The organism is Kitasatospora sp. NPDC088264 (genome assembly GCF_040685715.1).
GTDB lineage: Bacteria > Actinomycetota > Actinomycetes > Streptomycetales > Streptomycetaceae > Kitasatospora.
The window spans coordinates 1-12,060 of record NZ_JBFBIR010000112.1; the positions used below are offsets into that span (position 1 = coordinate 1).

12 protein-coding genes and 1 pseudogene are annotated in these 12,060 nt (G+C 72.3%); 7 read left to right on the top strand and 6 right to left on the bottom strand.

All coding sequences use genetic code 11. The annotated features are described in order from the left end of the window. The first annotated feature begins 192 nt into the window (after positions 1–192). Both AB0O82_RS37910 and AB0O82_RS37915 read left to right on the top strand, forming a co-directional pair. On the top strand, positions 193–1,113 hold the full coding sequence (locus tag AB0O82_RS37910; protein WP_363589484.1) for a CAP domain-containing protein: 921 nt from the start codon (positions 193–195) through the stop codon (positions 1,111–1,113). A gap of 252 nt (positions 1,114–1,365) precedes the next feature. After that, positions 1,366–1,650 (top strand): hypothetical protein, encoded by a 285-nt coding sequence (locus AB0O82_RS37915; RefSeq protein ID WP_363589486.1) that lies wholly within the window; start codon positions 1,366–1,368, stop codon positions 1,648–1,650. A gap of 166 nt (positions 1,651–1,816) precedes the next feature. On the opposite strand, the gene AB0O82_RS37920 is transcribed toward AB0O82_RS37915, so the two are convergent. Together AB0O82_RS37920 and AB0O82_RS37925 are read right to left on the bottom strand one after the other, a co-directional pair. Beyond that, entirely contained in the window at positions 1,817–2,173 is a 357-nt protein-coding gene (locus AB0O82_RS37920) for a beta/gamma crystallin domain-containing protein (protein ID WP_363589488.1), read from the bottom strand. Between the two features lie 369 nt (positions 2,174–2,542). Next, positions 2,543–2,680 (bottom strand): annotated as a pseudogene (locus AB0O82_RS37925) (pirin family protein); the annotation flags it as partial. Here AB0O82_RS37925 and AB0O82_RS37930 point away from each other — a divergent pair. Next, entirely contained in the window at positions 2,658–2,870 is a 213-nt protein-coding gene (locus AB0O82_RS37930; RefSeq protein ID WP_363589506.1) for a hypothetical protein, read from the top strand. The pseudogene AB0O82_RS37925 and the gene AB0O82_RS37930 sit on opposite strands and share 23 nt — an antisense overlap. A 49-nt stretch (positions 2,871–2,919) precedes the next feature. On the opposite strand, the gene AB0O82_RS37935 is transcribed toward AB0O82_RS37930, so the two are convergent. Together AB0O82_RS37935 and AB0O82_RS37940 are read right to left on the bottom strand one after the other, a co-directional pair. Then, complete coding sequence (locus AB0O82_RS37935; RefSeq protein ID WP_363589504.1) at positions 2,920–3,807, bottom strand: serine hydrolase; 888 nt, start codon at positions 3,805–3,807, stop codon at positions 2,920–2,922. A 71-nt stretch (positions 3,808–3,878) separates the two neighbouring features. Next, positions 3,879–4,826 (bottom strand): LysR substrate-binding domain-containing protein, encoded by a 948-nt coding sequence (locus tag AB0O82_RS37940; protein WP_363589490.1) that lies wholly within the window; start codon positions 4,824–4,826, stop codon positions 3,879–3,881. A gap of 115 nt (positions 4,827–4,941) precedes the next feature. Between AB0O82_RS37940 and bla the strand changes: the two genes are divergently transcribed. Then, complete coding sequence (gene bla, locus AB0O82_RS37945) at positions 4,942–5,877, top strand: class A beta-lactamase (protein ID WP_363589492.1); 936 nt, start codon at positions 4,942–4,944, stop codon at positions 5,875–5,877. A 79-nt stretch (positions 5,878–5,956) separates the two neighbouring features. Further along, entirely contained in the window at positions 5,957–7,000 is a 1,044-nt protein-coding gene (locus tag AB0O82_RS37950) for an MBL fold metallo-hydrolase (RefSeq protein WP_363589494.1), read from the top strand. A gap of 102 nt (positions 7,001–7,102) precedes the next feature. Here the strand turns inward: AB0O82_RS37950 and AB0O82_RS37955 are convergent, their stop codons facing one another. Further along, entirely contained in the window at positions 7,103–8,569 is a 1,467-nt protein-coding gene (locus AB0O82_RS37955) for a HAMP domain-containing sensor histidine kinase (protein WP_363589496.1), read from the bottom strand. Further along, a complete protein-coding gene (locus AB0O82_RS37960) occupies positions 8,562–9,236 on the bottom strand; it encodes a response regulator transcription factor (RefSeq protein WP_363589498.1) in 675 nt (224 codons plus the stop codon). Before AB0O82_RS37960 ends, AB0O82_RS37955 begins: the two co-directional genes overlap by 8 nt. A gap of 130 nt (positions 9,237–9,366) precedes the next feature. Here AB0O82_RS37960 and AB0O82_RS37965 point away from each other — a divergent pair, with 130 nt between their 5' ends. Both AB0O82_RS37965 and AB0O82_RS37970 read left to right on the top strand, forming a co-directional pair. Further along, positions 9,367–10,842 carry a DUF2079 domain-containing protein gene (locus AB0O82_RS37965; protein ID WP_363589500.1) on the top strand — a complete coding sequence of 492 codons (1,476 nt, stop codon included), beginning with the start codon at positions 9,367–9,369 and terminating at the stop codon, positions 10,840–10,842. Positions 10,843–11,096: 254 nt separating this feature from the next. Further along, positions 11,097–11,876 carry a hypothetical protein gene (locus AB0O82_RS37970; RefSeq protein WP_363589502.1) on the top strand — a complete coding sequence of 260 codons (780 nt, stop codon included), beginning with the start codon at positions 11,097–11,099 and terminating at the stop codon, positions 11,874–11,876. Positions 11,877–12,060: the final 184 nt, after the last annotated feature.

Sequence of the window (12,060 nt, forward strand, 5' to 3'; positions counted from 1 at the left end):
TCGGTGCAACGGGGGGAGGGCGGGTGCGGCGGTGGACATGGGTCCCTTCGGGGTCGGCGGTCCGGCGCGGGATGAGAATCCAACTGTCTTATTTGTCAACACGCTGCTGATCGATCGTCAATCCAGTCCTGGTGTCCTGACCGCGTTCCGCAGTCGCATCCGCACGCGGTCCACCGACAACAGGAGATCCCCGTGTCCCACCCGTCCGCCCGGACCCTCCGCCCCCGCCCGAGCACCGGCACCCGCCGCCGCACCCGGCTGGCAGGCCTGGCGCTCGCCGTCTCCGCCATATCCGCGAGCAGCATCACGCTGCTCGCCGCGCCGGCGAACGCCGCCGTGGTCGAGCAGATGATCACGATCCAGGACCACCAGAACCACAACTCGCTGGCCAGCGCCGACGGCGAGGGTTCCCGGATCGTCGCCCGCAACTACCAGAACGCCTCCACCTCGTTCTGGATCTCCAACAAGCCCGGCGACCGGGTCGACTTCGCCCGCAACGTCGACGGCACCGAGCGCGTGCTGGAGATGGACACCAACGACGGCCGGTCCACCCAGTTCATCCACTGGTGGGCGGGCGCCAACCAGCAGTGGACCCTGGAGCCCGTCGCCGGCGGCGGCACCTACCTCCACAACGCCCGCGACAACCGCTGTCTGACCTACCACGGCCTCGACCAGGAGGTCACCGTCGAGAACTGCGACGGCAGCATGTCCCAGCGGTTCGACCTGATCGGGTCGGGCACCGGCCCGGGCCCGGGTACCTCCGTCGAGCAGCGCTTCCTCGACCGGCTCAACACCGTGCGCGCCCAGAACGGTAAGCCGGCGGTGCGCCTCAACCAGACGCTCTCCCAGGCCGCCAAGTGCAACGCCGACCAGATGGACCAGCGCCGCGTCTCCGGCCACTTCTGCGACTCGAACGGCATCGCGCGCAACCTCGGCTACACCGGGAGGGGATTCGGCGAGATCGCCTTCTACGGCCCCACCGACATCGACGCCGCCGTCGACGGCTGGATCAGGTCGCCCCTTCACCTGGGGATCATGCTCGGCGACTACAACGAGGTCGGCCTGGCCCGCACCGGCAACGCCTCCTGGAACGCGGACTTCAGCACCCGCTGACCCCCGCCACGACCGGTCCGCCGGGGCCGCTCCACCCGGCGGAGCGGCCCCGGCCAGAGCCTCCGCCAGTGACGGCACTTCCGGGAGGCCGGCCGGCGTACCGAGGTGTACGACCAGACCGCGCGCGGCTGGCCCGGGAGATCCGGCACTACCACTTCCCGGGGGACGGCTGCCTCGGCGAGGAGGCGGACCGGTCCGAGGTGAAGCTGGCCGGGGTGGCGATCCCGCGGCCCGGGGGCGATGCCGGAGAGCATGGGGGAGAGCTACGAGGAGGTGTGCTCGCGCCTCGGGGTCGAGGCCAGGCCCGAAGGATGGGCCCTGTGGAACACCTGGGGTGACGGGGACCTCCAGGTGACGATGCTGGTTTCGGCGGTCGACACCACGGAGGGCCTGCTCGCGAACTGGTCGCGGGGCAGGGAGCTGTACCCGGTGATGCCGGTGCCCTCGCAGATCGCGCTGATTCACCGCGGTTGGGCCGCGCACATGGTCTTCTCCCCTTTCGGGGTCCGGAAGTTGGGGCTCGGCGGGCAGCCGTGACACCACATGCCGGCGCCGGCCAGCCCCTGGAGGGCATGGCCGGCGCCGGTGGACCGGAATTGAGCGAATTCACGTCACAGAAAATTCGACGGCGATCAAAGCGCCGCGGGGACTTGCGGTGATGCGGCCGGGCGAATTTCCGTTCGGGTCCCGCTCCGCCGGTTCGTCAGAGGATTTGGATGGAGTTGACCCTCGGCGGGCGGTTCGGGTACGTGATGTCGGTCCAGCGGTTGACCCTCACCGAGTCGCCGTTGGCATCGGAGTAGACCAAGTCGTTGTTCCCCGTGGAGATCCGGTCGATCCACCACCCGCCGAAGCCGATCGTCCCCCCGTTCGCGTAGCAGTCGACGCTGTCACGGCCGTCGAGGTGCGACCAGATCTTCAGGAAGTCATTGCGGCTCCCGTCACACTGGACATGGTCGATGGCGAAGGCGGTGCCGGACGGCACGGCCACGGTGAGCGTGGCCGCCGCGGCGAAGGCCATCGCCATCGAGCTCACGACCTTCTTCGCTTTCGAGATCATGGATTCTCCTCAGTCGGATAAAATGTCGAATCGGAGTCCGCTTCGCAACGAGTTTCGGTTGCGTCGTGCTCGATCAGTATCCAGACCGCCTTTGTGAGGGTCAATCGAACGAACCTCGACCTTACGTGTTCTCGGTCATTTCCATCCGGACTTTCGGCGAGGCGTGGGGTGCGTTGTTCTGGTGTGTCGCGAGTGGTTCCGGGGCCGGGCGGATGGGCCGTCGACCGAGATCGCCTACCGGCCGCTCTGACGTGGGGTGATGGTCCGACCGTCGACCGCGCGCGACAGGTGTTGGGGGCACCTGGCTGGGAGAGGGGGGTGGGGCTGGCGAGTTCGCGCATGACGTGTCGGGTGTTGCCGGGTGTTGCCGGGGAGCTCCGGGGCGGGGAGGTGGTTGCCCGGGTAGCCCTGGACGGCGCCGAAGCGGTCGGTGGCGGCCTGCCACTCGTCGCGAGCCTGGACGATGTCCTCGTGAGACCGCCCGATGAAGTTCCACGACAAGGCGATCCTGCGCCTGGCCGGCGGGGAGGTGCACGTGAGCACCATGCACGAACGCACCGTCCCCAACCCCGGAAGGCAGTTCCCGGTGGCGATCGTCGGCGGCACCGGCGCCTACCGGACCATCACCGGCGACGGCACCCTGGAGTACACCACTGCCGACGACACCACCATCATCCTGAACTACAGCGTTCAATAGGGCGTCGGGAGTTGAACCGCGAGCCGCGCTCGTTGCGTGACCTCGCAGGTCACCGGACCTGTTGATCTGCTGACGGGCCGTCCCCCCTCCCGGCCGCCATCGCGCGCAGGGCGTCGACGGCGAGGCGGGCGGTGGTGCCGATGGCGGCGTCGGCGGCGGGGAGGGTGATGGTGGTGGCGGCGGCGCGGGTGAAGACGGCGAGGGCGTAGCGGCCGCCGTCGGGGTATTCGACGACGCCGACCTCGTGGCGCAGCGTCGGGAGGGTGCCGGTCTTGCCGTGGACGCGGACGTCGTCGTAGGGGAAGCCGGAGGCGAGGCGGTGCGGCCAGACCTGGAGGCCGAGCAGGCGGCGGAGGGCGGCGCCGTGTTCGCCGGGGCAGGCGTCGCCGTGCCAGAGGGCGGCGAGCAGGGTGGTCATGTCGCGGGCGGTGCTGCGGTTGGTGAAGGCGGGGTCGAGGACTCTGAGGCGGGCGACGACGGCGGGGTCGACCGGGGAGTCCCGGCCGGTGTCCTCGGCGAGGGCGGCGATGAGGTCGCGGAGCTTGTGGACGGCGACGGTGCGGGTCAGGCCGAGGTCGGCCATGGTGCGGTTGACGGTGTCGAGGCCGATCTCGTCCCAGAGGACGTCCGCGGCGGCGTTGTCGCTGACGGCGACGGTCAGGTAGGCGAGGTCGCGCAGGGAGAGCCGGGCGGCGTCGAGCATGGCGGCCAGGCCGGTGCCCCCGGAGGTTCGGCCGGCGGCGGGGACGTCCACCTGGCGGGTCAGGTCGATCCGTCCGGCGGCGGCCTCGCGGAAGAGCGTGACCAGGAGGCAGAGCTTGTGAACGCTGGAGGTGCTGACCGGGGTGTCGGCGTCGAGGGCGATCTCGGTGCCGGTGTCGAGGTCGCGGGCGTGCAGCCGGCCGCTGACGCCGGCGTCGGCGAAGGCGGCGGCGATGCGGGCGCGTGCGGTGCGGGCGCCGGCGGGGCGGTCGCCGGATGCGCGGTTGCCGTGGGCGCGGTCGCTGGTCACAGCGGGAACTCCATTGCGGGCCGGGGAAAGAGCGGGGGGTTGGGCGGCTGGGGCAGGAGGCCGCCGTGTTCGGTCAGCGCCTCGTGGGCGGCCTCGGCGAACAGCCGGACGGCAGGGCCGCCGCTACCGGTCGGCCAGGCCGTGGAGGTGCGCCAGGCCAGCGGGGTGCCGGTCAGCGGACGCCAGACTGTACCCGGTGGCGGCGCGGTGCGTGGCACCAGGGCGACGGCGCTGCCGGTGAGCACGAGCGCGCCCGCGACGTCAGGGCCGGGCGGGTCGACGACGGCCTCGGGAGTGCAGCCGTGCCGGGTCAGGGTGGTGAGCATCTCGTCGTACAGCGCGGGGGCGGTGGCGCGGGGGAAGAACACCAGGCGCCGACCGGTCAGTTCGGCCACCGCCAGCTCCGGGCGGTCGGCGTCCGGGCTCCCGGCGGCGAGCAGGACGCCGAGCGGCTGGTGCAGGACCGGCCCGAACGCCAGCCCGGCGGCCGGGCACGGGTGGCGGACGACGGCGACGTCGACCGTGTGCTGGGCGAGTTCGCGCGCCATGGCCGCGACCGGCAGTTCCCGCAGTTCGAGCCGGGTGCCGGGGGAGGCGCTCTCGAAGCCGGTGAGCAGCGCGGCCAGGACGGCCGGCCCCAGCTCGGGCGGCACGGCCGCGCGCAGGGTGCCCGCCCGGCCGGTGCGCAGGTCGGCGGCGGTGGCGAGGAGGCGGGCGGTGCTCTCCAGCACCTCCTTCGCCTCCGCGAGCAGCAGCAGGCCCGCCGGGGTGAGCTCGACTCCGCGCGGGCCGCGGTCGAACAGGGTCACGCCGAGCTCGCGCTCCAGACGTTTGATCCGCTGGGAGAGCGAGGGCTGGGCGATCCGCAGGCGCTCGGCGGCGCGGCCGAAGTGCCGGTCCTCGGCGACAGCGCGGAAGTGGCGTAGGTGCCCCAACAGGTCCATGGCCAGCAATCATAGGCATTCTCATATCGATCTCTTTACCATAGTGGTCTTGGACTGATGGCCCGGCGGCCTGTTTAGCTGAGGGTGACGACACGAACCACCTGGGAGACCACCGATGACGCCTGCCCTTCGCCGCCCCCGTACCGCGCTGCCCGCCGTGGCCCTGCTCGCGGCCACCCTGCTGAGCGGGTGCGGCTCTGCGGGACTCAGTAGCCATGCCGCTGCCGGCACACCCGCCCCGGCATCCAGCGCGACGCCTTCGACGGATACGACGAGCGCTTCCTTCAAGGGACTTGAGCAGCAGTTCGGCGCCCGCCTCGGCGTGTACGCGGTGGACACCGGCAGCGGCCGGGAGATCGCCTACCGGGCCGACGAGCGGTTCGCGTTCGCGTCCACGATCAAGTCGCTCGCCGCCGGCGCTCTGCTGCGCAAGGCCTCCGACGAGGAACTGGAGAAGGTGGTCGCGTACCGCCAGGAGGACGTGTTGGCGTGGGCGCCGATCACCTCTCAGCACGTCGCCACCGGCATGAAGGTGCGTGATCTGGCCGCCGCCGCGATCCAGTACAGCGACAACACCGCCGCCAACCTCGTCATGGCCGAGCTCGGCGGTCCGGCGGCCGTCCAGCAGTCGCTGCGCGACCTCGGGGACCCGACCACCAGCGTCGACCGCACCGAGCCGACCCTCAACGAGGCGACCCCGGGCGACACCCGCGACACCAGCGCCCCCCGCGTCTTCGCCGCCGACCTGCGCCGCTACGCCCTCGGCGACGTCCTCGCGGAGGACCGGCGCCGACTGCTGACCGACTGGCTCATCGGCAACACCACCGGCGCCCCCTACGTCCGCGCGGGCGTGCCCACCGACTGGAAGGTCGGCGACAAGACCGGCAACGGCGGCTACGGCACTCGCAACGACGTCGCCGTCGCGTGGCCCCCCGGCGGCCGGAGCCCGGTCGTGATCGTCGTCATGTCCGACCGCGGCAAGGCCGACGCCACCTCCGACGACGCGCTGATCGCCCAGGCGACGAAGACCGTCGTCGGCGCCCTCGGCTGAACACCCCCGACCACCAATACCCCCGACCACCAATACCCCCGACCGCCAAGAGCCCCGACCACCAGGAGCCCCGACCGCCGTGATCCACCCCACCCGCCGGACCGCCACGGACGCCGACTTCACCAGACGCCGCTTCGCCCAGCTCGCCGTCCTGGGCATCGCCGCCGGAGCCGCGCCGATCGCCGCCTCGGCCCCGGCCGTCGCGTCGGCCCCGGCCTCCACCTCCGCGGGTACGCCGTCCGCCTCCCGCCCGCACTACGACCGCGCCCGCCGCCTCGCCGGCGACGACCCCGTGCTGCGTGCCCTGGTGACGGCGCTGACCCCCGGCTCCGACCTTCCTGACCTGCCCGCGCCGGCGCCCGTCAAGCTGTTCGACAACCTCGTGCTCCTGAGCGCGGGCTGGGTCTCCGCGATGGCGGTGCTGACGGACGACGGCATCGTGCTGATCGACGCACTCACCTCCCCGGCCGACGCCGACGGCATCATCGTCCCCGGGCTGCGCGCGGTCGGAGCCGATCCGGCGGCGATCAAGCGCGTCGTCCTCACCCACGGCCACTCGGACCACTTCGGCGGCGCGCAGACCCTCGCCGACCGCTACGGCGCCCGCGTGCACATGTCCCCGGCCGACTGGGACCTCCTCGCCCGCACCCGCCCGGCCGACGCCCCCGCCCGGGACCTCGACATCGCGGACGGCGAGCAGCTCACGCTCGGCGGCACGACGATCGAGCTGCACCACACTCCGGGCCACACCCCCGGCACCGTCTCCCCGGTCATCCCCGTCCGGGCCGGCCGCCGGCACCACAGCGCGATGCTGTGGGGCGGCCTCAACCCGCCCTCGACGGCGGAGGAGCTGCGCACCTTCCTCGCGTCCGTCCACGCCTTCCGGGCCGTCATGCGCCGGGCGAACGTGGAGGTCGAGCTCTCCAACCACCCGAACGACCACGGCCTCGAACGCGCCGAACTACTGCGCCGCCAGCCGCCCGGCGCCGCGAACCCCTTCCTCCTCGGCGGCCCCCGGACGCAGCGGTACATGGCGGTCATGGACGCGATGCTGCGCGGCCGGATCGCCGACGCCGAGGCGCCGACAGCCCGGGCCGTCGCGGCACCGCACACCTGCTGCTGACCGTCCGGACCGCCCGGCCAGGGGCAGTGCCGGTGAGTTCGACCTCCTGGCGTGGAGCCGGGGGGGGGGGGATCGCCGGTGAGCGGCTGGTCCGGGCGGGGCTCACGGAGTGCGGGCGGGGTGTGGTGGCAGGGGGAGTCGGAGGAGGAAGCGGGCGCCGGTGGGGGAGTCGGCGAGGGTGAGGGTGCCGTGGTGGCGGGTTGCCAGGTCGCGGGCGATGGCGAGGCCGAGTCCGGCGCCGCCGGTGTCGCGGGTGCGGGCCTCGTCGAGGCGGGTGAAGGGGGCGAAGACGCGCTCGCGGTCGGGGGCGGGGATGCCGGGGCCGTCGTCCAGGACTTCGAGGACGGCCCACTGACCGTCGGGGCCGTGGTCCTCGGTGAGGGTGACGGTGACGCGGTCGGCGGCGTGGCGCAGCGCGTTCTCCAGCAGGTTGCGGAGCAGGCGGTGGAGTTGGGCGGCGTTGCCGGGGACTTCCAGCGGGCGGTCGGCGTGGACGGTGATCCGGCTGGTGCCCTGCGGGAGTTCGGCGGCGACGTCGCGGGCGAGGTCGGTGAGTTCGACCCGGGTGTGGTGGGCCGGTGCGGCGAGGGGTGGGCGGGCGAGCAGGAGCAGGTCGTCGGCGAGGTGCTGGAGGCGGACGGTGTCGGCGCGTGCGGCGCGGACGACGGTGGGCCAGTCGGTGCGGTCGGGGTGGGTGAGGGCGACCTCCAGGGAGGTGCGCAGTCCGGCGAGGGGGCTGCGCAGTTCGTGGGAGGCGTCGGCGACGAAGCGGCGCTGGGCGGTGACGGCGTGGTCGAGCTTCTCGAGGGTCTGGTTGGTGGTGGTGGCGAGGTGGGCGATCTCGTCGGCGGTGGGCGGGACGGGGACGCGCCGGTCGAGGTGCTGGGCGGTGATGGAGGCCATCTGTGTGCGGATCGCCTCGACCCGGCGCATCGCCTGGGCGGTGACCGCCCAGGCGATGGCGGCCACCAGCAGGACGGCGAAGGGCCCGGCGACCAGCAGCAGCCGTTGGACGGATTCCTGGACGCGTTCGGCGTCCCAGGGCGGTACGAGCAGGTAGGCGGTGACGGTGCGCTCGCCCCGGTCGGGTTCGCCGAAGCCGGACCGCAGGGAGTAGCCGTCGATGCCGCCGGCGCTCTGCCCGTACAGGGGGAGGGTGTGGTGGGCCAGACGGCTCGCGGTGCCGGCGGCCGGGGCGCCGAGCGTGAGGGCGCGGGAGACCTGCTCGCCTTCGGGCAGCGGCGTGAGCTGGGCGGCGACCTGGGCACGGAAGGGTTCGAGGTCGGGGCTGACCTCCAGGAGCCGGCCGGAGTCCAGGACGAGGGCATAGGCGCGGTCGCCGCCGAGCAGCCCGCTCGCCGGGACGTGGCCGGTGCGCATGTCCGCGACCGCCACGTCGAGGCGGGCCTGCGCGGCGGCCTTCGCGTCGTCCGACTGGGAGTCGTAGAGGCTGTGGCTGAGCCAGAACGCGCCCGCGGTGAAGGCGGCGGCAGCGGCCAGGCCGGCCGCCGCCGCGGAACGGGCCCGCAGCGAGCGCAGTGAGCGCAGCAGCCGCGGCGGCCTAGCCACGGGAGTCCAGCCGGTAGCCGGTACCGCGCACGGTGACGATGGAGTTCCGGTCGAACGGGACGTCGATCTTGCGGCGCAGCGCGCTGACGTACACCTCGACGATGTTCGGGTCGCCCTCGTAGCCGCTCTCCCAGACCTGGTCGAGGATGGTGGTCTTGGCGACGACCTCGCCGGGGCGTTCGGCCAGGCACTCCAGGACGGCGTACTCGCGGGGTGTGAGGGCGACCGGGGTGCCGGCGCGGTGGCAGGAGCGGTCGGCGGGGTCGAGGATCAGGTCGCCGACGGTCAGCTCGGGCGGGCGCTCGGCGCCGCCGCGGCGGACCAGGGCGCGCAGCCGGGCGACCAGGACCGGATAGGAGAAGGGCTTGGCGAGGTAGTCGTCGGCGCCGGTGTCCAGGGCCTCGATCTCGTCGTACTCGCCGTCTTTGGCGGTGAGCATCAGGATCGGGGCGGTGATGCCTTCCTGGCGCAGCTGGGCGCAGACCCGGTAGCCGTTGAGGCCGGGGAGCATGACGTCCAGCACGATCGCCCGGTAGTCGCCGGTGCGCGCGTACCAGAGGCCGGAGCGGCCGTCGTGGACGACGTCCACGGTGTAGCCCTCCGCTTCCAACCCGTCCCGGAGGGCATCGGCCATCCGGGTCTCGTCCTCCACCACCAGTACGCGCATGCGTCTCAGCATGTCACGGGGGGTGTCACGGTTCCTGAAGGTGCTTTCAGGCTCTTTCAGCGGATCTTCAGAGGGCGGGTCGGACGCTTCGGGGGTCGCCCCACGTCCGCCCTACCGCGAGGTGAGCCCCGTGACCCTGACCCTGACCCGCGCACCCCGCGCCACGGTCGCACCCCAGTCCCAGCTCCACTCCCAGCTGCGGACCCGGCCCGGATCCCGGCCGCTGCCCGAGCCGCCGCGGCCGGGCCGGACCGTCCTGCTGCCCTGGGCGCTCGCCGCCGTGCTGTTCGCCGCCTACACCGCGCTGTCCGTCTCCCGCCATCTGCACCTGCGGACGTCCGGCTTCGACCTGGGGATCTTCGAGCAGGCCGTCCGCGGCTACGCCGAGGGCCGCGCGCCGGTCTCCGAGCTGAAGGGGCCGGGCTTCCACCTGCTCGGGGACCACTTCCACCCGATCCTGGCCACCCTCGCACCGCTCTACCGGGTCTTCCCCTCCCCGATGACCCTGCTGGTCGCCCAGGCGGCGCTGCTCGCCGTGTCCGCCGTCCCGGTGACCAGGGTGGCGGCGCGGGCGGCCGGTCCGTGGGCGGGCGCGGGCATCGGCGTCGGGTACGGCTTGTCGGTCGGTCTGCAGCAGGCGGTGGCCTTCGACTTCCACGAAATCGCCTTCGCCGTACCGCTGTTGGCCTTCTCCCTGGAGCGGCTGACGCTGCGGAGGTGGCGTGCGGCCGCGTGGTGCGCGCTGCCGTTGCTGCTCGTGAAGGAGGACCTGGCGGCGACGGTCGTGGCCGTCGGCTGCTACCTGTTCTGGCACGGTCGCCGCCGACTCGGCGCGGGCGTCGTCGCGCTCGCCGCCGCCACCGTGGCGCTGGTGGTGCTGGTCGTCATCCCGGCCCTCAATCCCGACGGCGTCTACACCTACCTCTCCAACGTGGACGGCCCGGCCGGCGACCCCGTGACCAGGCTGCTCTTGCCCGCCCAGAAGTGGGGGACCGTCGCCGTGCTGCTGGCCCCCACCGCGTTCCTGGCGCTGCGCTCCCCACTGATCCTGCTCGCGCTCCCCACCCTGGGCTGGCGGTTCTGGTCCACCAACCCCGCCTACTGGGGGACGGGCTTCCACTACGGCGCCGTCCTGATGCCGATCGTCTTCCTCGCCTTCGCCGACGCCCTGGCCCGGCTCCGCGCGCGGCACGGCCTGCGGCGGTGGACGGCCTGCGGCCTCGTGGCCGTCGGGCTCGCGGTGACGGCCGCCGCCCTGCCCTTCCGCCCCCTCGCCGAGCTGGCCCGGCCCGCCACCTGGCAGCGCGACGCGACGGCCGACGCCGTGCGCGGAGTGCTGCGGGTGATCCCGGACGGTGCGCAGGTGGCTGCCGCCAACGGCATCGCACCCCAACTCACCGACCGCACCCGGGTCTTCCTCTTCCCGTACTACCCCGGAGGCCCGGGCGCGAAGCCCGACTGGGTCGCGGCCCCCGACCACCCGCGGGACGGCCTCTTCCCCGCCGGCCAGGAGGCCGAAGCCCTTCGCGCCCTCCCCGCCGCCGGCTACCGTCCCGTCGCGAGTGCCGGCGGCGTCACCGTCTACCACCTCGGTGTGCGGGAATGACAAGGCGGCCCAGCGGCCCAGCGGCCCAGCGGCGCTGCCGGTGGGGCCGGGGAGGCCGGGGAGGCCGGTCACGGTGCCCGGACCGGCCCATGCCCTACCTCCTTCTCCCGGAACTGCTGCGGCTGAGTGACAAAAGGAGGGCTCCCCCGAGATGTTCACGATATGACGAGTCGACTCCTCTTAACTTCTTCCGAGATTCGGATGCGTCGCCCAACAGGCGGTCCAGCGCGTTCGCCACCCATGGAGGTCGTTGGATGAATCGTCGTCCCCGGGTCGCAGCGTCGCTGGCGGGTGCGGTAATCGCCCTTGCGTCTCCGTTGGCGGACGTCGCTGCGCAGGCGTCCGCACGGCATGCGTTCGGCTCCATGTGGCTCCAGGACGGGGATGGGGAGGGGGAGGGGCGACACCATGACCACAATCCCTTGCGTGACTGCCACAGTTCCCGCCGTGTCGTACTCATCGACCAGAACTTCAGAATCATCCTGAAGAACGGCCGGCACGGGCCGGAGGCTCTCGTTCTCCAGGGGGACGCGTCATCCTCACCCTCGTCGCCGGCAGCACCGTGGGACAGCTTCAATGTTTCAACGTATTTGGACGTGAACTATCCCACCCAGACCAGCAACCAGTACGAGTGGCAGATTCGTGACTTCTTCAGGGAGCACCCGCTCTTCGTGGTGAAGGCATTCGACCGCCACGAGCGAGTTTTCTCCTTCCCGGCTGCCCACTGCATCGACAAGCACGACGACGGTGACCGCGGTGACGGCGCTCCTCCGTACGGGGGTGGAGCTGCCGACGGGAGCGGCGCGTCCGGCTCCCCGTCGCCCCAAGCAGGGGACAATCCCCAAGACGGCCAGCCTGGGCCGGAGACTCCCAGCTCCGGGGCCACCATCCCCCCTCCTCCGCGCGATGCTGCGGCTGAAGGCAGGAACAACCGTCTGCTGAGCGCGAAGCACATCGGGATCGCGGTCGGCGGTTTGCTGGTGGTTCTGGGAATGCTGGCCACGGCATGGCTCCGACGTCGTTCTGACACGTGACAGTCGGCCGGAAGAGGAACCGGCAGCGCTGACGACGTGTCGAAACAAGAAGATGACATCGAAACCGGGGCGGTTACTGACCTCGGCGTTTCAAGGTGATGGCGGTGGGAGGTCGAGGGAGAGTCCGGTTCCGCTGAGGAAGCCGTCGAGGATGTCGGAGCGGTACTGCAGTCGTTTGAGGCGG